At 65.5% G+C, this 23,411-nt stretch carries 22 protein-coding genes; 9 read left to right on the plus strand and 13 right to left on the minus strand.

Features of this window, described 5'->3' with window-relative positions:
• Positions 1 to 12 precede the first annotated feature (12 nt).
• The gene (gene folK / locus C8N35_RS05610) at positions 13 to 549 is read right to left on the minus strand and encodes a 2-amino-4-hydroxy-6-hydroxymethyldihydropteridine diphosphokinase (protein ID WP_107988570.1); all 537 of its coding nucleotides are present in this window, start codon (positions 547 to 549) and stop codon (positions 13 to 15) included.
• A complete protein-coding gene (gene folP / locus C8N35_RS05615; RefSeq protein ID WP_107988571.1) occupies positions 546 to 1,421 on the minus strand; it encodes a dihydropteroate synthase in 876 nt (291 codons plus the stop codon). The genes folK and folP overlap by 4 nt, the downstream gene beginning before the upstream one ends.
• 260 nt (positions 1,422 to 1,681) lie before the next feature.
• Here folP and C8N35_RS05620 point away from each other — a divergent pair, with 260 nt between their 5' ends.
• The 3 genes from C8N35_RS05620 to C8N35_RS05630 all read left to right on the plus strand — a co-directional run bounded on the left by C8N35_RS05620 (position 1,682) and on the right by C8N35_RS05630 (position 4,633).
• Positions 1,682 to 2,215 (plus strand): MarR family winged helix-turn-helix transcriptional regulator, encoded by a 534-nt coding sequence (locus tag C8N35_RS05620; protein WP_107988572.1) that lies wholly within the window; start codon positions 1,682 to 1,684, stop codon positions 2,213 to 2,215.
• Between the two features lie 191 nt (positions 2,216 to 2,406).
• Positions 2,407 to 3,375 carry an NAD(+) diphosphatase gene (nudC, locus tag C8N35_RS05625; RefSeq protein WP_107988573.1) on the plus strand — a complete coding sequence of 323 codons (969 nt, stop codon included), beginning with the start codon at positions 2,407 to 2,409 and terminating at the stop codon, positions 3,373 to 3,375.
• 196 nt (positions 3,376 to 3,571) lie between these two features.
• Positions 3,572 to 4,633, plus strand: a complete 1,062-nt coding sequence (locus C8N35_RS05630) for an Ldh family oxidoreductase (protein WP_107988574.1) — start codon at positions 3,572 to 3,574, stop codon at positions 4,631 to 4,633.
• 64 nt (positions 4,634 to 4,697) lie between these two features.
• Here the strand turns inward: C8N35_RS05630 and C8N35_RS05635 are convergent, their stop codons facing one another.
• Positions 4,698 to 6,101: an MFS transporter gene (locus tag C8N35_RS05635; protein WP_210203392.1), complete on the minus strand. Its 1,404-nt coding sequence runs from the start codon at positions 6,099 to 6,101 to the stop codon at positions 4,698 to 4,700.
• A gap of 369 nt (positions 6,102 to 6,470) precedes the next feature.
• Here C8N35_RS05635 and C8N35_RS05640 point away from each other — a divergent pair, with 369 nt between their 5' ends.
• A complete protein-coding gene (locus tag C8N35_RS05640; protein WP_170122026.1) occupies positions 6,471 to 8,222 on the plus strand; it encodes an inorganic diphosphatase in 1,752 nt (583 codons plus the stop codon).
• Positions 8,223 to 8,249: 27 nt separating this feature from the next.
• Positions 8,250 to 8,936 (plus strand): HAD family hydrolase, encoded by a 687-nt coding sequence (locus C8N35_RS05645; RefSeq protein WP_107988577.1) that lies wholly within the window; start codon positions 8,250 to 8,252, stop codon positions 8,934 to 8,936.
• Positions 8,937 to 8,939: 3 nt separating this feature from the next.
• Here C8N35_RS05645 and C8N35_RS05650 read toward each other — a convergent pair whose 3' ends face one another.
• From C8N35_RS05650 to C8N35_RS05665, 4 genes are read right to left on the minus strand one after another with little or no spacing between them, the layout of a single operon-like run.
• On the minus strand, positions 8,940 to 9,311 hold the full coding sequence (locus C8N35_RS05650; RefSeq protein WP_107988578.1) for a helix-turn-helix domain-containing protein: 372 nt from the start codon (positions 9,309 to 9,311) through the stop codon (positions 8,940 to 8,942).
• A gap of 13 nt (positions 9,312 to 9,324) precedes the next feature.
• A complete protein-coding gene (locus C8N35_RS05655; RefSeq protein ID WP_107988579.1) occupies positions 9,325 to 9,894 on the minus strand; it encodes a Smr/MutS family protein in 570 nt (189 codons plus the stop codon).
• The gene (gene mltA / locus C8N35_RS05660; protein WP_245926665.1) at positions 9,891 to 11,243 is read right to left on the minus strand and encodes a murein transglycosylase A; all 1,353 of its coding nucleotides are present in this window, start codon (positions 11,241 to 11,243) and stop codon (positions 9,891 to 9,893) included. Before mltA ends, C8N35_RS05655 begins: the two co-directional genes overlap by 4 nt.
• A gap of 49 nt (positions 11,244 to 11,292) precedes the next feature.
• Positions 11,293 to 12,030, minus strand: coding sequence for a Tim44/TimA family putative adaptor protein (locus C8N35_RS05665; RefSeq protein ID WP_107988580.1), 738 nt, complete (start codon positions 12,028 to 12,030; stop codon positions 11,293 to 11,295).
• Between the two features lie 338 nt (positions 12,031 to 12,368).
• On the opposite strand from C8N35_RS05665, the gene C8N35_RS05670 reads away from it, so the two are divergent.
• The 4 genes from C8N35_RS05670 to C8N35_RS05685 all read left to right on the plus strand — a co-directional run bounded on the left by C8N35_RS05670 (position 12,369) and on the right by C8N35_RS05685 (position 17,457).
• The gene (locus C8N35_RS05670) at positions 12,369 to 12,857 is read left to right on the plus strand and encodes an FxsA family protein (RefSeq protein WP_107988581.1); all 489 of its coding nucleotides are present in this window, start codon (positions 12,369 to 12,371) and stop codon (positions 12,855 to 12,857) included.
• Positions 12,858 to 13,025: 168 nt separating this feature from the next.
• The gene (locus C8N35_RS05675; protein WP_107988582.1) at positions 13,026 to 14,078 is read left to right on the plus strand and encodes an acyltransferase family protein; all 1,053 of its coding nucleotides are present in this window, start codon (positions 13,026 to 13,028) and stop codon (positions 14,076 to 14,078) included.
• 87 nt (positions 14,079 to 14,165) lie between these two features.
• A complete protein-coding gene (gene polA, locus C8N35_RS05680) occupies positions 14,166 to 17,099 on the plus strand; it encodes a DNA polymerase I (protein ID WP_107989106.1) in 2,934 nt (977 codons plus the stop codon).
• A 124-nt stretch (positions 17,100 to 17,223) separates the two neighbouring features.
• Complete coding sequence (locus tag C8N35_RS05685; RefSeq protein WP_107988583.1) at positions 17,224 to 17,457, plus strand: hypothetical protein; 234 nt, start codon at positions 17,224 to 17,226, stop codon at positions 17,455 to 17,457.
• A gap of 13 nt (positions 17,458 to 17,470) precedes the next feature.
• Here C8N35_RS05685 and C8N35_RS05690 read toward each other — a convergent pair whose 3' ends face one another.
• From C8N35_RS05690 to rph, 6 genes are all read right to left on the minus strand, one after another.
• Complete coding sequence (locus C8N35_RS05690) at positions 17,471 to 18,181, minus strand: M48 family metallopeptidase (protein WP_245926666.1); 711 nt, start codon at positions 18,179 to 18,181, stop codon at positions 17,471 to 17,473.
• Between the two features lie 244 nt (positions 18,182 to 18,425).
• Positions 18,426 to 18,854 carry a DUF2852 domain-containing protein gene (locus tag C8N35_RS05695; RefSeq protein WP_107988584.1) on the minus strand — a complete coding sequence of 143 codons (429 nt, stop codon included), beginning with the start codon at positions 18,852 to 18,854 and terminating at the stop codon, positions 18,426 to 18,428.
• 125 nt (positions 18,855 to 18,979) lie between these two features.
• Positions 18,980 to 20,608, minus strand: coding sequence for a polyhydroxyalkanoate depolymerase (gene phaZ, locus C8N35_RS05700; RefSeq protein WP_245926667.1), 1,629 nt, complete (start codon positions 20,606 to 20,608; stop codon positions 18,980 to 18,982).
• Between the two features lie 158 nt (positions 20,609 to 20,766).
• Entirely contained in the window at positions 20,767 to 21,918 is a 1,152-nt protein-coding gene (gene hemW, locus C8N35_RS05705) for a radical SAM family heme chaperone HemW (RefSeq protein WP_107988585.1), read from the minus strand.
• Positions 21,915 to 22,565, minus strand: a complete 651-nt coding sequence (gene rdgB / locus C8N35_RS05710) for an RdgB/HAM1 family non-canonical purine NTP pyrophosphatase (RefSeq protein ID WP_107988586.1) — start codon at positions 22,563 to 22,565, stop codon at positions 21,915 to 21,917. Before rdgB ends, hemW begins: the two co-directional genes overlap by 4 nt.
• A gap of 10 nt (positions 22,566 to 22,575) precedes the next feature.
• Entirely contained in the window at positions 22,576 to 23,289 is a 714-nt protein-coding gene (rph, locus tag C8N35_RS05715) for a ribonuclease PH (RefSeq protein ID WP_107988587.1), read from the minus strand.
• Positions 23,290 to 23,411: the final 122 nt, after the last annotated feature.

Here is a 23,411-nt window from a genome sequence, read left to right on the forward strand (position 1 = left end):
AGGCCGGCCGCGTCAGTCGCGCAACATCTCGATCGTGTCGGCGTCCGTGCATGCGGCCAGCGCGCCGGCCGCGGTCAGGCCGCCGCCGACGGGCGCATCCGGCCAGATCTCGGCAAGTGGCACCAGCACGAAGGCGCGCTCCGCGATGCGCGGATGGGGGATTGAAAGCCCCTCCTCAGCTATCTCCTCGCCCGCGTAGACCAGCACGTCGATATCAATCTTGCGCGGGCCCCAGCGGATGTCGCGCACGCGGCCGAGGCGGCGTTCGATCTCCAGCGCGCGGGCGAGCAGATCCTCGGCTGACAGCGTCGTCTCCACCACGATGCAGGCGTTGACGAACCAGTCCTGATCGGCGAGCCCCCAGGGGGCTGTGCGATAGTCGGCGGAACGGGCGACGACCGTGATGCCGTCGCTTTGCGCTATCTGCTCGATGGCGGTGCGCACGAAAGCCCGCTTGTCGCCGATGTTGGAGCCAAGGCCGAGCGCAACGCGGACCGGCTCGCGAGCCGACGGGTTGTCCGGCGCGCCGCCGGGTTGCACGCGCTTCATGCGTTGCTTCCCGCATCCTGGGAATTCTGGGGCGCGGCCTGCGGATCAAGCGATTCGCGCCGGATCGCATCGGCGACGCGGACGGCATCGACGTGCAGCTCCACATCGTGGACGCGAACGATGTCGGCGCCGTGGGCGACGGCTGCCAGATGGGCACCGAGCGACCCCGCGCCGCGATCATGCGCCTCGCGGCCCGTCAGCGCGCCGATGATGCGCTTGCGCGAGGCGCCCACCAGCACGGGCAGGTCGAAATGAGCCTTCAGAGCCCCCAGCCGATTGAGAGCGATCAGGTTCTGCTGCGGAGTCTTGCCGAAACCGATGCCCGGATCGAGGATGATCTTTTCCCTCCCGATGCCGGCGGCGGCGGCGATTTCCAGCGAGCGCAGGAAGAAGGCCCGCATGTCGGCCATGATATCGATCGCGGGGTCGACCGTTTCCCGGTTGTGCATGACGATGACAGGTGCTCCCGTCTGCTCCGCCACCATCGCCATGTCGGGATCGCCCTGCAGGCCCCAAATGTCGTTGATGGCATGCGCGCCCGCACCGAGAGCGGCCGCGGCGACGTCCGCCTTGTAGGTGTCGATGGAGATCGCGCAGCCCAGCGACCGCACGGCGGCAAGAACCGGCAGCAGACGGATCATTTCCGCGTCTGCCGAGATCGGCTCGGCACCCGGCCGGGTGCTTTCCCCGCCAACGTCGATGATGTCGGCGCCCTGGGCCAGCATCAGCCGGGCATGGGCCTCGGCCGCGTCCGCGCCGCAGTGAAGGCCGCCATCGGAAAAGGAATCCGGGGTGACGTTGAGGATGCCCATGACGAGGGTGCGCACGCCTGTCACGTGCTCCAGCGGACCGATATTGAGAAGGCGTTGCATCGCTATCCGAGTGTTCGAAGGGAAATGGGGAGCGTGATGCGCTTTCGCCGGCGCAAATGCAAGGCGCATCCGCTCGTCGCGGCCGTGTCCCGCGCCACGTTCGCGGCCAGGCCCCGACCGCGTGCGGAGCCTGCTTCGGGACGAGAAAAGCGAAACGCCGAAGCCACACGCCTTCCCGGGTCCTTTCGCCAAAAGTCCCCAAGACAGCAAGCGCCTTTCCAGTCACAATAGCTTCATCGGCGGCTGGTAGATCCATCGTCATGGGGTTCAATTACAAAAAGAGCATCACCTTTCGGCTTGCCCAGACGGCCAAGGCCTGCCGGGCGCGCTCGGGTGCGCATCTTTCGCGCATCGGTTTGCATCCGGGCCAGGAAGCGGTGCTGAAGACTCTGGCCGACAGCGACGGGCTGTCGATGAGCGAACTCGCGCTTGCGCTGGGCGTGCAACCGCCCACCGTGACCAAGATGGTCACCCGCATGTCCGCGCAGGGTCTGCTGACCCGGCGTGCCGCCGATACCGATGGCCGGCTTGCCCGTGTCTATCTCACCGAAGAGGGCCGCGAACGGGTCGAGCTGATCGACCGAGCCTGGAAGCGGCTGGAAAGGGAAGCGCTCACGGGTCTCGATGACAAGGACCGCAAGCGTTTGCGCAAGCTGCTGCGCGCGGTGGAACGCAACCTCGTGGCCACCGCCGGCAAGGATGCCGACCTCGATGACGAGATCGATTCCGAAGCCTCCGCCGTCGCCGAGGACGAACCCGTCGTGCCGATAACGGTGAGCGAACCGGCCGCCTGAGACATTTCCGTTTTCCTCGCTCACGGCTACCTCGCGCGGTTCGCGCCAGTCTGTCGCCACGCGTGCGCCGGCGCATGTTTCAACCTCTTTGCCTCGGCCTTCGAACGCGGTAGCGTGCCGACGCCAGCTTTGAGGCGGCGGTCGACCCGTTTCGGCCGCCGGCCCGGCTCTCAACCGGAGCGCCCGCCCCCATGCCCGACGATCTTCTGCCCGCCTTTCGCGACCCCGCCTACTGCGACAATTCACTCGATCGCGCCGCGCTTCGCCGCGATGACGCCCCCTGGCTCAGCGAACAACAGAACCGACCCGATGCCGCCTACATTCTGATCTCCGGCGACAGGCCGGTGGTCCGCATACGCGGCAACGCACTATCGATCCGCCATCCGCGCGCGCTTGCGGAAAACCTCGGCATTGCCGCCGACGAGATCGCCCTTCTCGGCGTGGAAAAGCCCGAGCGCGGGGCGCGTCCCGTCTTCTGCGCGCGCGTGCGCGCGGCGGCGGAAGAGATCGAGGCGGATATCGAAGCCGCGAGCAAATCAGCGCTGAAGCTCATCGACATGCGCTCTCTGGCGCTTCAGGCGACGCTGCCGGCCGGCGATCTGGGCCTTCTGGCCCAGGCCCGTTCCCTTTGCCACTGGCACGAGAGCCATGGGTTCTGCTCACGCTGCGGACACAAGACACGGATGGCGCAGGCCGGCTACAGGCGCGATTGCCCGTCCTGCTCGACGACGCATTTTCCGCGCACGGATCCTGTCGTCATCATGCTCATCGCGGACGGCGACAAGGCCCTGATGGGAAGACCGCACCGGCTGGCCGAAGGCGTCTACACCACGCTCGCCGGCTTCATGGAGCCGGGCGAGACGATCGAGCAGGCGGTCCGGCGCGAGGTGATGGAGGAAGCGGGAATACGCGTGGGCGATGTCAGCTTCGTAAAGAACCAGCCCTGGCCGTTTCCAGCTTCGCTGATGCTGGGCTGCTTCGGCGTGGCGGAAAGCCGCGAGATCAACCTGGGCGACGACGAACTGGAGGATTGCCGCTGGTTTGGCCGCGAGGAGGTGCGTGAGATGCTGGCCGGGCGGCACCGCGACGGCCTTGTCGTACCTCCGCCGATCTCCATCGCCCACTGGCTGATCCGCAGCTGGATAGAGCAGGAAACGTAGCCCGATCGCAACCGCCCGCTCCAAAGCGCCGCACACGTCAGGCCGTTGGGCAGGCATGCCGGAGATCCCTTTGCCAGAGCGCACGGTATTGTTTTCGTTCACGCTCCTCCGCTAAATAGCACCTAGTGAACAACCGGTCGCATGGCTGCGGCCATCATTGACAGCGAACGCGGACGGGCCGCGCGAAGGACCCCCAATGAGCCAGACCAGCCGGCGCGTGACGCCACTTGCCGCCGCCGACTATTGTGTCGATCTCCTGCGCCATGCCGGACTGCCCGCCGATGACGCGGCGACGGTCGCCGCCTCCTTGGTGCGGGCGGACCTGCGCGGGGTCAACACCCACGGCATCACCCGCATGCAGGTCTACATGGAGCGGCTGAGCGGCGGTCTCATCAATGCCCGGCCCAACATGACACTGACGAAACCGACGCCTGTCGTCGGCCATCTGGACGGCGACAACGCGCTGGGTTTCGTGACGGCGACGCGGGCGATGAACGAGGCCATGAAGATGGCCGAGACGTTCGGCATCGGCATGGTGGCGGCGAACCACTCCAACCATTACGGCATGGCCGCCGCCTATATCCTGCAGGCCGCGGAAGCGGGCTACATCTCGTTCGCCTTTTCCAATGCGCCGGCCGCCATGCCGGCATGGGGCGGGCGGGCGGCGCTACTTGGAACATCGCCCTTCGCGGCCGGTGCGCCTGCGGGCGGGAAGACGCCCTTCGTGGTCGATTTTTCGCCGGCGATCACCACGCGCGGCGCCATCCGCCGGGCGATGCGCCACGGCAAGCCGCTGGCACCGGGCCTCGCGCTCGACAGCGAAGGCCGGCCGACGACGGATCCCAAGGCCGCTTTCGAGGGCGTGGTGCTGCCGATGGGCGGGCCGAAGGGATCGGGCCTCGCCATGCTCATGGACGTGATGAGCGGCGTCTTCGCGGGGGCCGGATTTGCCGGCGGCGTCGGCGATCTTTATGGCGGCGCCGGACCACAGGACGTCGGCCATTTCTTCCTGGCGATGAAGCCGGGCCTCTTCATGAGCAGCGAAGAATTCCAGACCCGGATGGAGACGCTCGTGCGCACGGTGCATGACCAGCCGCGTGCCGAAGGCTTCGATGAGGTGCTGATGCCGGGCGAACGCGGCGCGCGCTGCGAGGAGACCTACCGCCGCGAAGGCATTCCCTTTGCGGACGAGGATATCGCGCTCTTGCAGGAAACCGCCACCACCTACGGCACCGCTCCGCTGGCCGTCTTGCCGTAGGAGCGCATGCGGAAGGTGGCGTGTCGCACATGTGTTCCGTGTCGCGCCGCCACACTCTCCCGCCTCAGGCGTTTTCCGCGCTGGAAAGCGGGCTTGCCACGCTTTCCAGCGAGGCCTGCTCGGCATCGATGCCAATGAATGCCTCGCAGAGCGCAGCCGCGATCATCACTGTGGCGGCAAACGCATATCCGTAGAAGACATTCCAGGCCGAGCCTGTATCGATCAGCATGCCGAAGATCCACGGCGAGAGGATACCGCCGGTCGCGGTTCCGATCGAATAGAACAGCGCGATGGCCAGCGCGCGGGTTTCCAGCGGAAAGATCTCGCTTACCGTGAGATAGGCGGAGCTGGCGGCAGCGGAGGCGAAGAAGAAGATCACGGACCACAAGATCGTCAACGTTATGGCTCCGAGCATTCCTTGCGCGAACATGTAGCCGGTGACCAACAGGATGAGTGCCGAGATCGTGTAGGTGCCTCCGATCATGACACGCCGGCCAAACGTATCGAACAACCGGCCGAGCAACAGCGCGCCGAGGAAATTACCGATGGCGAAGGGCAGCAGATAAAGACCTGTCTGGCCCGAAGGAACATCGAAGAAGTTCGACAATACCAGCGCGTAGGTGAAGAAGATCGCGTTGTAGAGGAAGGCTTGCGACGCCATCAGCGTGAGGGCCAGAAGCGATCGCTTGAGATGCGTGCGGAACATCGCCTTCAAAATGGCGGCAAGTGAAAACGAGCGCTGCGGATGGATCTTGATGCGGTCGTCGGCGTCAATGTCCGACAGCTCCTCACCCGTCTCGCGGCTCACGCGGTCCTCGAGCCCGCGCATTACCTTTTCCGCCTCGTCCAGACGGTCGTGCGTGACGAGCCAGCGTGGGCCTTCGGGCAAATGGCGCCGCATGAAGAGCACGATGACGCCGAGCGCTGCACCCACGAAGAAACCAATGCGCCAGCCGACATCGACAGAGAAGTAGGCCGTGTCGAGCAATACGATCGTGGAAAGCGACCCGAGAGCAGCACCTGCCCAGTAGGATCCATTGACCGCCAAAGCTGTCTGGCCACGCACGCGCGCCGGCATCATCTCGTCGATCGTGGAGTTGATCGCCGCATATTCCCCGCCGATGCCCAGCCCCGTGATGAAGCGGAACACAATGAAACTCGTCAGGTCCCAGGAAAACGCCGTAAGCATCGCGCCGACCAGATAAACCCCGAGCGTAACGAAAAAGAAGATGCGGCGGCCGAAACGGTCCGTCAGATACCCGAAGATCAGTGCGCCGACCACCGCGCCGGCGATATAGAAGGACGCGATCATGCCGATTTGGGAACTGGTAAAGCCAAGACTTTCCGGTTCCTGAAGGACACTGGAAACCGCACCTTTCAAGGTGACTTCAAGACCATCAAGCACCCAGGTCACTCCCAGCGCCAGTAATATGGCCCAGTGCAGCCTCGACCATGGCAAACGGTCCATGCGAGCAGGGATGTCTGTTGTTACGGAGTGTGTGGCGTGACGATAACTTGTAGAATTCATGAAATTTTTCCCGGAACATCTGACTGAACGCTCAACACCGTGACAATTGCTTTAGTTCCCCATCGGCGACTTCCGCTTGCTGACAATTTTTGCCGATCACAGCTCCACCAGGGGAATTCACCGCTTTGCGGCGGGCGATTTTCCGGGCAGACTCACTGCCTGTTTCAAACGTCGAAATTGTTCTTCCCGGCGCCGTTCGCGGTGCCATCCGGCAACCGTTTTCAGGCCGGACTGATCCGACACGGGCGGACCAAAGCCATGATGGAGCATGCCTTTTCGATCGGGGATCGGGCCCCGGATATATTTGAAATGGTCATCGAGATCCCGAAGACCCGGGCAATGTCGCGGAAGCTGGAGGTGGACCTCGCCGATGGCACGCTTCTCAATGCCGGCGAGATCGACCCGCCGGTCCCGATCCACTGGCACTACGGCGCCATTCCGCAAACTTTCAGCGACGAAGGCGAGGCGCTGGACGTCCTGCTGGTTCTGGATGACAGCGACCGCGCGCCGGCCGAACAGGTCCGGGTGCGTCCCATCGGCGTCTTCATCGCGATCGACGGGTGGGAAACGAACGACGACAAGGTCATCGCCGTGCCCGACACAAGGGAACATGCGCATATCCGCGAGATCGGTGACCTGCCGCCGATCGAGACCGGAGACGGGCAGGCCATGCCGCTCGCCGCGGCCGTGAACGCCTTTCTCGCGCGCTACCGCCCGGGCGACGAGATCGTTTTCGACGGGTGGGGCAACAGCCGCGACGCGTGCCGGATCATCCGGCTCGGCATGAACAAGTACCGCTGCGCGCCGCTTGCTCGCAACCGGTCCGACGCACACACCTTTCCCCTCTACCAGCACATCTTCATTCCGCCGCCACCCAGATATTACGGCCCGACGCACTATCTGGAAGACCTCGCACCCGTGAACGCCCTGTTCAGGCGTGAACCCTGCCACCCGGGTTACGGACACATCGTCTCCGGAGCGGAACTGAAACGGGTTCTGCGCGACGCTGGGTTGGTGATCGGACGCTCGCGCCTGCGCGGGCACGACCGTGAACGGCTCGTAGCAGAACGACTGCGCATGGCCGATTTGCTGATACGCTACGGCGCCAAGGTTTTCACCGCCTCCAACGACGGCGACTGGCTGAAACAAGCACGCGCGCACGGCGTCGTCACCGCGCATGTCGACCACGAGGACTACGAGGTGGAGAATGTCGCCGGCATCAGCGCGATGGATTTGAGAACGATCCAGTACCAGCGCGCCGACGGTACCCATGTCGCCATCGTGGAGCATGGCGTCGACCGGTCGGCGCTCAAGGACCGGCTGGTGCGCATCGGCGTCGCCAAGGCAGACGAGGCGTGCCGGGTTTTCAACGTGCCGGACAGATTGATCCCGTGGGAGGTGCCGGGCCGCGTCACCTCGCTCACGCAGCTCACCAACTGGGTGGATTACGGTTTCAACATCTGGCCCGACCGACACAACCGGCCGCATCTGGTGATTGGCGAAGCGGTGGCCGAAATCGCCCGGGCTTGCGGCCGGAGCGGTGAACTCGACAGCTTCATGGAGACCTGCACGGCCGAGTTCGAAGGCGTGCATATGCTGAAACTGGCACCCGGCCAGCCGTACGGCGCGCCGACCAACAGCATCGACGTGGGGACGGCGATCATCTCCAATTCGAGCCTTGCGTGGGAAAGCCGGGATGCGATGGAAGCGATCCTGCAACGCCCGGTCGACAATTCCATCGTGGTGGAGGAGGACGTACCGGGCCTGCGCTGCGCGGTGTTTCCAATCGACAAGTCGGCCTATTCGATCCTGCTGGAAGGCGATCCATTGCATCATGCCTCCGTCGACCGCACCTGCATCGACCCACTCGATCCGATGGATTCCTTCTTCGACGTGCATGGATCCGAGCACGAGAATCTGGCCGCCCGGGTGCGGGCGCGGCGCGAGGCCATGGGCGAGGGCGTCTTCGCCCAGAATGCCGTTACGGTCCGTCGACGCCCCCCGATCCTGCGCGCTCGTCCCGTTGACGGCGACGGTGGCGGTGGCGGCGAGCGGCACTGAAACGACAAGAGGGAGAGCGCGAACCCGATGAAGGAAAAGCCCGCCGTCATCATTCTCGACTGGGACAACACGCTGATCGACGGCACGGCCTATTTCGCGCGCGTCGATGCGGCGGTGTTCGAGCGGATCCGGCGCGAGGACGGGGTGGATGCCGTGGGCGACCATCAATCGCTGCCGGGCGAAAGCGATGTCGCCTTCTTCGCGCGGCTGCTCGGCTCACAGGCGCTGGCCGCCAAGGCGGTGGTTCTTTTCGAGGAATACACCCGCAAGGGCGGGATTCCGGTCGAATTCCTTCCCGGAGCGACGGAGCTTCTGAGCTTTCTGGACCAGCAGGGCATTGCGCACGCCATTCACTCCAACAGCGAGGATGCGTATCTGCGCGATCTCGTGCGGGTCAATTGCGAGCGCGTGGGGCTGCGCGTGCCGCTGACGCTCGGCATCTTGCCGGGCCGGATCGCCAGCAAACCCGACCCGGCGGGCATCCGTGAAGTGCTGCGGCTTCTGTCGAATGACGACGTTTCGCACATGCCGGACGAACGGGTCTGGATCATCGGCGATTCCCCCGGGAGCGATGGCATGGCCGGACACAATGCCGGCATCAGCGTCGGACTGGTTCCCTACCGCGGCGAGGAGATCGACATGACCCACGAGGAATGGCGGATCTTCGCCAACCTGCACGACGTGAAGGAGACCATCGCGGCCGCCTGCCGCTGAGCTTCAGATGCCGTCCCGGGCCGCGACCACGCGAAGCTGGTGGATGAGGTGGAGCAGCGATTCCTTCGACAGGCCGCCGATCTTGGTCGACAGCAGGTTGGCAAGCTCCGTGGCTTCCGGTTCGAGACCGGCCGTGTCCACGGTGATGCGCGGATCGGACACTTCGGCCAGACGTTGCAGCTCCTCCGCCTCGTCCCAGATCACGTTGAAGAACGTGATGATGCGGTGGACCATGAACCAGGTCGGCCGACCGCGACGGCCATGCTCGAGCGCGGAGAGATACGCGCTGGAGACCTGCAGGGTCGTCGCCATCTCCTTCAGCGTGATACCGCGCTTGCGACGCATCTCGCGCAGCTTCGCACCGAACGGCGTCATTGGCCTCGCTCCCTCATCGCCAGCCCCCCTTGCCCGCCCGGCGGATGCGAACATAAAGCGCGCCAGCCCCGCCGTGCCCCGCATGGGCCTCCTCGAATCCGATCACCAGCCGCCGGCATTCCGGCCGTTCCAGCCACAGCGGCACCATGCGCCGCAACACGCCTTCGCCCGACCCGGATCGCCCGCCCTTGCCGGTGATCACCAGCACCAGCCGCAGGCCGTCGCCTTGCGCGGCGGCGAGGAAACGGCGAAGCCGGCTATGCGCCTGGTCCTGGGTCATGCCGTGCAGATCGATGCGCGCATCGATATCGGCCTTGCCGCGCGCCACCTTCTGCCGCATGCGGCGGTCGAGGGGCGCAAGCGCGGGCAACGAGGGCGGCGGACGCAGGGCGGCGGCGGCGGTCTGCATCGGCTTGCGCGCGGGAGCCGGCTTTTCCTCACGCGGGTCCGCCGGTTTTTCGGGCTCTTCGGAAGGAAGGCTCCGGCCGGGCAGCGGCTCCAGCGTTCTGACCACCTGACGCCAGAGGCTCTTTTCCTCCGGGCTCAGGGGCCGACCGCGCCGACCGCCGCCACGGCTGCTCACGGTTTTGCTCCGTGCCGTGCGGCCTCCGCAAGCCGGGAGCCACGCGGCGCCAGCAGCGTGAAGCGGGCGGAATGCTTGATCTCGCCGGCGGTATGGCCGGCATCCTCGCCGGTGCCCACGAAAATGTCGCCGCGCGCAGGGCCGACGATGGCCGAGCCCGTATCCTGCGCGATCATCAGGCGACGGAACCGACCGCCTGCCGACTTCGGCAGGTCCGCTTCGATAAAAACGGGCGTTCCGAAAGCATGCAACGTGCGATCGACCGCAAGCGAGCGGCCCGCCGTCAGGGGCACACCTGCGGCCCCCACCGGGCCTTCGTCCTCACCCGCCTCCACCTCGCGGAAAAAGATGTAGGAGCGATTATGCTCGATCAGCGCGCGCGCCTCCTCGCGGTGCGCCTCCATCCAGGCGCGCAAGGTGGCCATGGTCATGTCCTCACGCGCGATCTCGCCGCGCTCGATCAGGACCCGGCCGATGGCGGTGTAGGGCTGGCCGCTCTTGGCCGCATAGGCGAGCCGCAGAAGGGAACCGTCGGCAAGCTTCAGCCGCGCAGATCCCTGGATGTGAATGAAGAAGGCATCGAGCGGATCGGCCACCCAGGCGATTTCGAGGCCGCGTCCGGCAAGCGCGCCGGCCGCGATCGCGGCACGGTCGGGATATTCGGCAAGCCCGCCGTCGCCGGTGCGCCTCGCAAAGGCATATTCCTCGCCGAGCCCGACCTTGCGCGCGGCACGGCGTTGCGAAGCCGTGATCTTCACCAGATCGTCGGGCTTTCGGTAGAGTGGAACGGTAAAGCGCGACGTCCGCATGCGGCTGCCAGGGATCGCCGGTTCGAAATAACCGGTGACGAAACCGGGCTCGACGATGCGCACGGCGACGAACTCGCGCTCGAAAAAAGCCCGCGCAACTGACCGCGAGCCCCGGGCGGCTTCCGCCTTGACGCAAAGCGATGCGAGATCGCCGCCGGAAATTCCGAGCGCTCCGGCGCGCGCATGCGGGGCACGACATCCCTTGAGGAAGGCGGAAAGGGCGGCCGACGGATCATCCTCACGCCATCCCGACAAATCGGAAAAGGAAACGGCCTCAACGGAGGGATGGTAGACGGCGCCCGCACCGGCCGTTGCCTTCGTGCCGGCTGCCGCGATGCGAACCGGCGCCACATCGGCATCGAAGGCGTGTGAGGCGCCGTTTTCGGGAGGGGTCACCGTCGCAGCCTCGCTCGTCTGCGTTGCGCTGGCGCGCGCCATGGCCTGCGAGGCAAGCGGGCCAGCGGCCAGGCTCAGCGTCAGGATCGGGAGCGCGGCCAGCAGGCCCGCGCGCGCGGCAGACGTCTGCGTCTTCCGGCGCATCGGACAAGGCGGCGGATCGCCCGCCCGCCGCCGCGCGTTCCTCGCCATGTCAGTCCGCCGTTTCGGTCGCCACCAGCTTCCAGTTCGGATCGCGTTGGGTCACGTCGCGCGAGAATGTCCAGATATCGGTGACATCCACGACCTGGTTCGGGTCGCCTTCGATGATCGCCCCGTCCTCGTTGCGCGTGGCCGAGATGATCTTGGAACGGAAGCGCACCGTCACTTGCGCGACGCTCTTCTTCAGCGTCGCCTCGACGATCTCCGCCTTGTCGATGCCGACGAAGGTGAAGGCCACGGCTTCCTTGCGCGATTCACGATCGGCGATGGCGGCGACGAAGCCGTCATAGACCTCTTTCGACAGCAGGTTCTTCAAGGTTTTGCGGTCGCCCGCGGCAAAGGCCGTGACGACCATCTCGTATGCGGATTTGGCGCCTTCGACGAAACTGCGCGGATCGAAGGATCCGTCGGAGGAAATGATCGCCCGCAGCGCCTCGTTGAGGGCACTGCCAGCCGGCGCGACCTTTTCGAGCCGCCGGTCGAGCGAAGTCTTGCCGGCCTCGTCATCTTCTTCGGTGCGCGAGGGCAGCGAGACGACATTGTCGTTCGTGTCGCCCTGTTCGCCTGTATCCTGCGTGCCTTCGCCTTTCTGGCGCGGGGCCTGCGAATAGGGGTCGAAGGGTGGACGTTCGCTGCCCGTACGCCGGCCAAGGACGCTGCGCAATTTGAACAGGATCACGACGGCCAGTACGAGAAAGATGATGCTGTAGACGTCGAGAAAACCACTCATGTCCCGCTACCGGCTGTGCTGTCTTCGGGTGGCGACGTCGCCTTCCGGCCATACCCAGACAATTCCCTGACACCGCACGGTCAAGTTCCGGGCGTCAACACCAGGGCAGGGTCGGAAAGTCCGTCACCGCTATCCTCTTTATGTAAGTCACCTTGAACCAGCATCCAACGCCCAGCACAAGCCCCGTATGCCGATTGCCGCAAAAACGTGGGCGAAACCGTCGGGAAATTTCGCATACTATTTCCCAAGGCAAGCGTTTCTCCGGCTATCGCGCGCATCTGCCGCTGGCATCCCGGCGCTTTGACACCTATGTAAGCCGCGAACACTTGCGAGGCACGATGAGACCCGGACTGCTTTTACCCATCGCCCTTCTCGGGATTCCGATCCTCGAGATTACCGTCTTCATTCAGGTCGGCAGCCTCATCGGCGTCTTCCCGACACTGGCGATGATCTTCGTCACCGCCGTCATCGGTACCGCGCTCCTGCGCTATCAGGGCTTCTCGCTGCTCACCCGCATTCGCGCGGAGATGGATGCCGGGCGCATACCGGGCGCCGAGCTCGGCCACGGCGCGATGATCCTTGTCGCCGGCGTGCTGCTGCTCACCCCTGGCTTCGTCACCGACACGATCGGCTTTCTGCTCTTCGTTCCCGCCGTGCGTTCCGCGCTCTGGCGCTTCATCGCGCGTCACGTTGTCGTGATCGACATGGCCCGTGGCGGCGCGCAGACGGCGAGTCCGCGCGATCCGGTAGTCGACCTCGATGAGGAAGAATGGAGCCGGAAGCCGGGAAACCCGGAAACACCGTGGAACAACAAACGCTTGAACTAAAACCCAAGTGCCTGTCGGGTTGGCGGATGGCGGCATTAAGTTTAACACCTAAAATGCAACCGATTCAGGCTGCCGTCAGGCGACTTTCACAGAAGATCGCCTTATGTTCCAGCCTCGATTGGCGGTCTTGCGCAGCTTCGCGCTCCCGCTCTAAGGGGTGATGAGGTCATGACGTCTGCACGGATCGACTGGGTCGACTATGCGAAGGGCTTCTGCATCGTCGCGGTGGTGATGATGCATTCCACGCTCGGCGTGGAGAAGGCCGCCGAGGCCACCGGCTGGATGGGCCACGTGGTGGAATTCTGCCGCCCCTTCCGCATGCCCGACTTCTTCATGATCTCCGGGCTCTTCCTCGCCAATGTCATCGACCGCGACTGGCGCACCTATCTCGACCGCAAGGTCGTCCACTTCGCCTACTTCTACGTCTTGTGGGTGACGATCCAGTTCGCGCTGAAGGCGCCGGTCTTCGCGGCTGAGCTGGGCTGGCAGGGCGCGGGCCTGGCCTATCTGGCGGCCTTCGTGCAGCCCTTCGGCACGCTGTGGTTCATCTACATGCTGCCGATCTTCTTCGTCGTCGCCAAGGCCGCGCGCGCGGCCCGCATTCCCTGGCAGATCATGCTGGGCCTCGGCGTTGCGCTGGAGATCGTCCACGCCGCCGGCGCCTCGGCCGGCCTGTCGCCGTTTCCCACCGGCGCGGTGCTGATCGACGAATTCGCCGCCCGCTTCGTCTATTTCTACACCGGCTATGTCGCCGCCCCGCACATCTTCCGCCTCGCCGCCTGGGCGATGGCGAACGTGCCGAAAGCGCTTTCCGGCCTTCTCGCCTGGGGCCTCGTCAACGGCGCCGTCGTGGCGGCCGGCCTTTCGCTTTATCCGGTCGTGTCGCTGGCTCTGGGGGCGGCGGGCGCCTGCGCGGTCATTCTCGTCTCCGCGCTGCTGTCGCTCCTCCATCGCGCGGAGGTCTTGCGCTTCTTCGGCCAGAACTCGATCGTCATCTACCTGGCGTTCTTCCTGCCGATGGGCGTCTCGCGGGCGCTGCTGCTGAAATTCGCCCCCTTCCTCGATCTCGGCACGATCTCGCTGATGGTCACGGCGGCCGGCGTCCTCGGCCCTGTCGTCTTCTTCCTCCTGGTGCACAACACCCGCCTGGCGTTCCTCTTCCGGCGCCCGGCCTGGGCCCATCTCCGTGCGCCGAAACCGGCCTTGCAGCCGGCGGAGTAGGCAAGGCACGCCCCTCATCGGAGTGAAAAACCGCGCGGCCCCGACTTCGCCCTTTCCATGGGCGTGCGGCATGGGCATGATCCGCCCATGTCCAGCGAATCCTCACCTTCCCTCAAGGCCGGCGATCACGTCTTTCTGGTCGATGGCTCGTCCTACATCTTCCGCGCCTATCACGCGCTGCCCCCGCTCACGCGCAAGTCCGACGGGCTGCCGGTGGGCGCCGTCGCGGGCTTCTGCAACATGTTGTGGAAGCTTCTGCAGGAGGCGGACGAGACGGCCGCCGGCGTCACGCCGACCCATATAGCGGTGATCTTCGATCATTCCGCCAAGACCTTCCGAAACGAGATCTACGACCAGTACAAGGCCCAGCGGCCGGAGCCGCCGGAAGATCTGATCCCGCAGTTCGGCATCATCCGCGATGCCGTGCGCGCCTTCAACGTCGCCTCGATCGAGCAGCCGGGCTATGAGGCCGACGACATCATCGCCACCTATGCCTGCCAGGCGGTGGAGGCGGGCGCCGATGTCACCATCATCTCTTCCGACAAGGACCTGATGCAGCTCGTCGGTCCGCATGTGATCATGCTGGACACGATGAAGAACAAGCGCATCGCCGAGCCCGAGGTCTTCGAAAAGTTCGGCGTCGCGCCCGACAAGGTGGTGGACGTGCAGTCGCTCGCCGGCGACAGCGTCGACAACGTGCCGGGCGTTCCCGGCATCGGCGTCAAGACCGCGGCCCAGCTCATCAACGAATACGGCGATCTGGAAACGCTGCTTTCGCGCGCCTCCGAGATCAAGCAGACCAAGCGCCGCGAAAACCTGATCGAATTCGCCGATCAGGCGCGCATTTCCCGCCGGCTGGTCGAGCTCGACTGCAACACGCCGGTGGACGTGCCGCTCGCCGATGCCGCCGTGCGCAAGCTCGACGGCGAGAAGGCGCTGGCCTTCCTGAAGGCGATGGAATTCACCACGCTGACGCGCCGCGTGGCGGAGACGGCCGGCAAGGACGCCGGCACGGTCGAGGCCGCCGACCTCGCTATCAAGGGCTGGGACGCGCCGGAAACGGCGGCGCCCTCCGGCAGCTCCGAAAAATCCGTAGCCTCCCCCGCCTCCGGCGCCGGTCCCGCTGCACTCGCGGAGGCACGCGCGGCCGAGATCCGGGCGATCCCGCTCGACGCCTCGGCCTATGAATGCGTGCGCGATGTGGCCCGCCTGAAGGCCTGGATCGAGGACGCGTTCGAGACCGGCTTCGTCGCGGTCGATACCGAGACCACCTCGCTCGATCCGATGGAGGCCGAACTCGTCGGCGTTTCGCTTTCCACCGCGCCGGGCAAGGCCTGCTACATTCCGCTCGGCCACCGCGACGGCGAGGGCGATCTGCTGGGCGGCGGCGGGCTTCTGGAAGGCCAGATCCCGCTGAAGGAAGCGATTGACCTCCTCAAACCCCTGCTGGAGGACGCAGCCGTCCTCAAGATCGCGCAGAACCTCAAGTACGACTGGGTGATCCTGAAGCGCCTCGGTATCGAGGTCGCGCCCTATGACGACACGATGCTGCTCTCCTACACGCTCGATGCGGGGTTGCAGGGCGGCAACGGCATGGACGCGCTGTCGGAGCGCTGGCTCGGCCACACGCCGATCAAGTACGAGGACGTCTGCGGCAAGGGCAAGTCGGCCGTCACCTTCGACAAGATCGCGCTCGACAGGGCCTGCTCCTACGCAGCCGAGGATGCCGACGTCACGCTCAGGCTCTGGCAGGTGCTGAAATGCCGGCTGCCGGGCGAGACCATGACCACCGTCTACGAGACGCTGGAGCGCCCGATGGTGCCGGTTCTCTCGCGCATGGAAATGCGCGGCATCCATGTCGACCGGCAGATGCTGTCGCGCCTTTCAGGCGAACTCGCGCAAGGCGCGGCGGCGCTCGAGGCGGAAATCCACGAGATGGCGGGCGAGACCTTCAACATCGGCTCGCCCAAGCAGCTCGGCGACCTGTTGTTCGGCCGCCTGGGCCTGCCCGGCGGCAAGAAGACCAAGACCGGCGCCTGGTCCACCTCCGTCTCCGTACTGGAGGATCTGGCGGCCGAGGGCCATCCGTTGCCGGTCAAGATCGTGGAATGGCGCCAGCTCACCAAGCTGCGCTCCACCTACACGGACGCCCTGCCGGACCATATCAACCGGGAGACCGGCCGCGTCCACACCTCCTATTCGCTTGCCTCGACCACGACGGGGCGGCTGTCCTCGTCGGAGCCGAACCTGCAGAACATTCCGGTGCGCACCGAGGCCGGCCGCAAGATCCGCAAGGCATTCGTGGCGGCGGAAGGATCCAAGCTGCTGTCGGCCGACTACTCCCAGATCGAGCTGCGCGTGCTCGCCCACATGGCCGAGATCCCGCAGCTGGTGAAGGCGTTCGCCGACGGGCTCGACATCCACGCGATGACGGCCTCTGAAATCTTCAACGTGCCGGTCAAGGACATGGATCCGATGGTGCGCCGTCGCGCCAAGGCCATCAATTTCGGCATCATCTACGGCATTTCCGCCTTCGGGCTCGCCAACCAGCTGGGCATCTCGCGCGGCGAGGCGGGCGACTACATCAAGACCTATTTCGAGCGCTTCCCCGGCATCCGCGACTACATGGAAGAGATGAAGCGCCAGGTTCACGCCAACGGCTATGTGACGACGATCTTCGGCCGCAAGGCGCACTACCCGGACGTCAACACCAAGAACCCGAACATGCGTCAGTTCTACGAGCGTGCGGCCATCAACGCGCCGATACAAGGCTCCGCCGCCGACATCATCCGCCGCGCCATGGTGCGCATGGAGGACACGCTGGCCGCCTCGAAGCTCTCGGCGAAGATGCTGCTTCAGGTGCACGACGAACTGATCTTCGAGGTGCCGGACGAGGAGGTGGACGCCACCATCCCGCTGGTCGCCCGCACCATGGAGGACGCGCCCTCGCCCGCGCTGTCGCTACGCGTTCCGCTACAGGTCGACGCCCGCGCCGCGCAGAACTGGGACGAGGCGCACTGAGGGCCGCGCCCGCCCCGGACGATGACACGCCATCGCCGCAAATCGTTCCTACATAGCGAAATGACGGGTATGGAGATCGGCTCCGGCCGGCCCGCGCCGCAGGAACGTGTCACGGAGTAGCGCGATGACCGATGTGCCGGAAGGATGGCAGGTCTACAAGGGCAAGGGCGTAGAGGGAAAGACGCGTGAGGAACGCGCCGCCAGGCTGAAGAAGCGCTTTTCTTCCGTGTCCGATCATTCCCTGCCAAAGCAGCGCCGCCCGATCGGCCGTTCGATGCGTCAGGTCGCGCTTGTCGCCCTGATCGCGCTTCTCGTCGTAGCCGCATGGAAGACCATGCCCGGCGGCAGTCCGTTCTGAGCGTCACGCGTCCTCAGCCGTAGCTGTGCAACTCGCTGCCGTAGCGCCTGAGCCATTCGCGCGCCTTTTCCGTTTCCGCGAAGAGACCCTCCGTCACCGCCCAGAAGCGGGCGGAATGGTTCATCTCGACGAGGTGTGCCACCTCGTGAGCGGCGACGTAGTCGAGCACAAAGGCCGGCGCCAGAACCAGCCGCCAGGAGAAATTGAGCTTGCCCTTCGCCGTGCATGAGCCCCAGCGCGAGCGCGTGTCGCGGATGGAGATGCCGGTCGGCCGGCGCGCGCGCGGAAAATCCCGGTTCAGCGCCGCGGCGTGGCGCTCCACGGCCTGCGTGAGGTCCGCCCGCGCCTCCTTTTTCAGAAAATCCGTCAGCCTGCGCGCAATATGCGGCTCCTGGCCGGAAACCACGAGGCAGGGGCCGTCCACCGCCGCCAGTTGCGTGACCGTGCCGCGCGTCGCCGGGCGGTGCTCGATGAGGTGGGGAATGCCGCGCAGCGGCACCGTGGCACCGGCACAAAAGGGCTGGATGGCCGGCATCTTCCTCATTCGCTCGGCCAGCCAGCCGCGATGATCCTCGGCGAAGGTGCGCGCGGTCCTGAAGGTGCCGCGCTCGGGGATCGTCAGAACGGGGTCGCCGCCGGAAGCGGGAAGCCGCAACGTGTAGCGTCGCGCACGCGCGTTGCGCCGAACGTCGACGCGGACCGCGCGGCCCTCGATCTCGAGCATCAGGTGATCCGGGGCGTCAGAGCCTGGACGAAAGAAACGCATCGGCGGATCCGCAAGCAATCAGGGGCGATTCGCAAGCGCCAAGTATAGCCGCCGGCCGGGCGCGAGGCCCGGTAATAGGGCTCCCGCCATCGCCGTGATCATCGAAAAACGTGTCGCGCTCCGTCACGGGCGCCCACATGGCGAAAGCGGACCCGTGGGGGCCCGCGTTCTGCTGCGTGCAACGGCGCCAGGTCCGCAGCATTCACATGGCGGCGGAAGGCTCCGCTCCGCCCCTGTTGCGGCGTTTCGACATGAACTGGTCGAATTCTTCGCGATCGCGGGCGTGGCGCAGATTGGCGAGAAAATCGTCGAATTCCGCGCGCATCTCGTCAAGCCGCCGGCGCTCATCCTCCAGCCGCTCCAACTCGCTATCGCGATACTCGTCGAAGGCGCCGTTGCCGGTGCGTCCGCCGCCCATGCCGAATTCCGTTCGCCCGAATTCCGTTCGCATGGAGCGAACGCCGTCGCGAAAGTCATCGCGCACACCGCCAAAAGCCTTGTGCAGGTGATCGCCCCACAGGATGTAGGCGATCATGGCGAGGCCCAGCGGCCAGTAAAAGACAAAGCCCAGGATCATCAAGGTGATTGTGAGCGGCGTCCATGCCGGACGTAAAGGTCCGCACTGTGTCATCGTACCTTCCCCAATTGCCCAACCCTGAATGGACTTGGGGGCGAGGGGATGTTGTTTCAAGAACGTGCGAAAGCGGCCCGTGGCGCGTCTCCGGGTCGCTTTTGCGCCGCCTCAGGGCAGGTCTCTCACGTCAACGCCTTCGCCTGCGCCACCCAGTCGTCACGTTCGGCGCGGCCGCGCAAGGTCAGCTTTTCGTCGAGTTCGACGAGTTGCGCCTCGCTGAGGCTCGCGATCTGCCTGAAATGATAGATCCCGGCCCCGTTCAGAGCCATCGCCAGCTTCGGGCCGATGCCGGAGATGCGTTTGAGATCGTCCGGCGCGCCTTCCGGTGCGGATAATGTGATCGCAGCAAGGCCGGCCGGGACAGCCTGAAGCCGGGCGGCGACCGGTTTGGCCGCGCGTGGGGCGGCCGGCCTGGGTGCTGGCACGACACCCGATCGCCCCGACGCGGCGGCGGAAACGGCGACACGGGCCGGGGACGAAGCGGAGACGTTCCTGTCCGGCGTGCGGTTGGAGCGGATGAAATCGGCGATCCGCGGCGCGATCTCGGAGCGGAAGCGCGAGCCGTTGAAGACGCCATAGTGGCCGACGCCTTCCTGCATGTAATGGGCGCGCCTGTCATCGGGAATGTTGCAGCAGAGCGTGTGCGCCGCGCGCGTCTGGCCGATGCCGGATATGTCGTCCTTCTCGCCTTCGATGGTGAGCAATGCGGTGTTTCGCACGGCCGCAGGATCCACCGGCCGGTCGCGGTGCATCATTTCGCCCTTCGGCAGGGCGTGGTCGATGAAGACCGTCTCCACCGTCTGGAGATAGAACTCGGCGGTCAGGTCCATCACCGCCATGTACTCGTCGTAGAACTCGCGGTGCTTTTCCGCGTTGTCGCCGTCGCCGGTGACGAGATGATTGAAGAACTCGTGATGGGCGATCATGTGCCGGTCGAGGTTCATGCTCATGAAGCCGGAAAGTTGCAGAAAGCCGGGATAGACCTCTCGCATGAAGCCCGGCAGCGGGAAAGGCACCTGCATGATCACGTTGCGCTTGAACCAGTCGATACCGTTGGCCACCGCCAGATCGTTGACGGCGGTCGGGCTTTCGCGCGTGTCGATCGGCCCGCCCATCAGCGTCATCGTGTTGGGGGCGTACGGATCGCCGTCCGCCTCCATCACGCAGACAGCCGCGAGCACCGGCACGGCGGGCTGGCACACCGCCATCACATGGGTATCGCCGCCCAGCCGGTGCAGCATCGAAATGACGTAGTCGATATAGTCGTCGAGGTCGAAAAGACCTTCGGAAAGCGGGACCTGGCGGGCATCTATCCAGTCGGTGACATAGACGTCATGCGTCGGCAGAAAGGCCTCCACCGTGCCGCGCAGCAGGGTCGCGTAGTGGCCAGACATGGGCGCGACGATCAACAGCTTGGGATCGTTGCGCGGCTTTTCCAGGGCACGCTGGAAGCGGATCATCCGGCAGAAGGGCCGCTGCCAGACGATCTCTTCGTGCACCGGCACCTTCAGGCCGCCGACGCGGGTGAACTCGAACCCGAAACCGGGTTTGCCGTAGCGGCGCGTGATACGCTCGAACAGTTCGCAGCCCGCCGCGATGTTGCGTCCGACAGGCGTATGCGCGGCAGGATTGAGCGGGTTCTTGAAATAGAGACGGGTGACATCGACGGCTGCGCGCATGGGACTGAGCGCTGCGTGGTTCATCTCGTAAAGCTGATAATAGGGTACCTGCATGAAGTCATGAAGATTCATCGCCGACGTCCCCTTCGTCATTTTTGCAATGCAACATGTTAAGAGGAGATCGACGGTCAACGCAACTGAAAGCGACACCGGATCGGGCAATTGCCTATTTAGGTGGCAAAAGTAATGGCGCAATTGGCATAGCAGATGTCGGGATCAAGCATCGCGGCTCAGGCGGCGAGGTCGGCCACCACCGCGTCGAGCACAAAGAAGCCGTCCCGTGTCGCGCGCACCCGCGTGCCGTCCATCCGCTCCACCATGCCGTGGGAGACGAGATCGGCGAGACGGCGCGGATCGAGGCGACGGCCCGACAGCCGTTCGTAGCGCGCGAGATCGACGCCTTCGGCAAGCCTCAGACCCATGATCAGGTATTCGTCGCCCTGTTCTTCCATGGTCAGCACCTGGTCCTCGATCATGCCGTGACCTTGCGCCTCCACCTTCTGGAGCCAGGTCTCGGGATAGAGTTCGGTGGCGGTGGCGCGCTTGCCGTTGCCGCCGGTCAGCCGGCCATGCGCGCCGGGGCCGACGCCGACATAGTCGCCATAGCGCCAGTAGACCAGATTGTGCTGGCATTCGGCGCCGGGTGCGGCGTGGTTGGAAATCTCGTAGGCCGGCATGCCGTGCGCCTCGCAGGTCGACAGCGTGACCTCGTAGAGATCGGCGGCCGCATCCGGATCCGGCACGACGAGCTTGCCCGCCTCGTGGAGCTTGAAGAACGGCGTGTCATGCTCGATCGTGAGCTGATAGAGCGACAGATGATCGGCGGCGAGCGCGATGGCGCGTTCAAGCTCGGCGCGCCAGGCTTCGGGCGACTGGCCGGGTCGGGCATAGATCAGGTCGAAGGACAGTCGCGGAAAGGTCTCGCGCGCCATCTCGATGGCGCGCAGCGCCGTGTCGACATCGTGCAGCCGGCCGAGAAACCGCAGTTCTTCGTCATTCAACGCCTGGACGCCCAGTGAAACGCGGTTGACGCCCGCGGCGCGGTAACCACGGAAACGCTCGGCCTCCACGCTCGACGGGTTCGCCTCCATCGAGATCTCGACCGTGTCGGACAGGGTCCAGTTCTTCGCCACCGAGCCCAGGATCGCCTCCACCGTCTGAGGCTTCATCAGCGACGGCGTGCCGCCGCCGAAGAAGATCGATGTGACTTCGCGCCCGCGCGTCTGGCTTGCGAAATGGGCAAGCTCGGTCGCAAACGCTCTTGCGAAGCGTTCCTGGTCGATCGCCTGGTGGCGAACGTGGGAATTGAAGTCGCAATAGGGGCACTTGGCCGCGCAGAACGGCCAGTGGATGTAGATCCCAAATCCCGGGTCCTGCGTCATGTGGCGCGTGCGGGCTCCAGGCAGGCGTCGGCGAAAAGCTTGAAGGCACGGGCGCGGTGCGACAGCGGGTCGACCTCGCCTGCACTCCAGCCGTGCTTTTCGTCGGCGCTCATTTCGCCGAAGGTGCGCTGATGGCCCTGCGGCAGGAAAACGGGGTCGTAGCCGAAGCCCTGCCCCCCGCGCGGCGGCCAGACCATTGTGCCGACAATTTCGCCACGGAACGTCTCCACATGACCATCCGGCCAGGCGAGACACAGCGCGCAGACGAAACGGCCCGTGCGCTTGTCGGGGCTGGTCGCCCCTGCCTGCTGGAGCTTTTCCTCCACGTTGCGCATGGCCATGGCGAAGTCCTTGTCCGGCCCCGCCCAGCGCGCGGAATAGATGCCCGGGTCGCCGCCCAGCGCATCGACCGAAAGCCCGGAGTCATCCGCCAGGGCCGGCAGGTTCGCTGCCGTGGCGGAGGCGCGGGCCTTCAATTCGGCATTGGCCTCAAAGGTGGTGCCCGTTTCCTCGGGCTCGGGCAGGCCGAGCTCGCCGGCCGAGACCACCTCCATGCCGAAGGGCTCCACCAGCGCGCGGATCTCCCGGAGCTTGCCGGCATTGTGACTGGCGAGCACGAGACGGCCGGGCGTGAGGGTGCGGGTCATTGCGATTGCCTCAAAGGATCGCCATCTTCTGAAGATCGACAAGGCGGGAGATGCCGCCCTGGGCGAGTTCCAGAAGCTGGTTGAATTCGGCGACGGAGAACGGCGCACCCTCGGCGGTGCCCTGGATCTCGACGAGGCCGCCGGCGCCGGTCATGACGAAATTCGCATCCGTGTCGGCGTCGCTGTCCTCCAGATAGTCGAGATCGAGGACGGGCGTTCCGCCGTAGATGCCGCAGGAAATGGCGGCGACGTGGTCCTTCAGGACCGGCTTCGTCACCATGTCGCGGGCGCGCATCCACTCGATGCAGTCGTTGAGCGCGACCCAGGCGCCGGTGATCGAGGCGGTACGGGTGCCGCCATCGGCCTGCAGGACGTCGCAATCGACAGAGATCTGGCGCTCGCCAAGCGCTTCCAGATCGACGACGGCGCGAAGCGAGCGGCCGATCAGGCGCTGGATTTCCTGGGTGCGGCCGGACTGCTTGCCGGCCGAGGCCTCGCGGCGCATGCGCTCGCCGGTGGCGCGCGGCAGCATGCCGTATTCGGCGGTCACCCAGCCGCGGGCCTGACCGCGCAGCCAGGGCGGCACGCGCTCTTCAAGGCTCGCCGTGCACAGGACATGCGTGTCGCCGAACTTGACGAGGCAGGAACCTTCCGCGTGTTTGGAGACGCGGCGTTCAAGTGTCACGGGCCTGAGTTCGTCGGCGGCACGTTTGGAAGGTCGCATGAAAAGTCTCCGTTTCGGCCGGGCCTGTTGCAAGGGAACGGCCGCGTCAGCCTGGATCATTGGCGAGCCTTGTAGCCGCGCCGGACAAGCCACGTAAAGGGCCCTTGCCCACTTGTCGGCAT

The organism is Breoghania corrubedonensis (genome assembly GCF_003053845.1).
GTDB classification, from domain to species: Bacteria; Pseudomonadota; Alphaproteobacteria; order Rhizobiales; family Stappiaceae; genus Breoghania; species Breoghania corrubedonensis.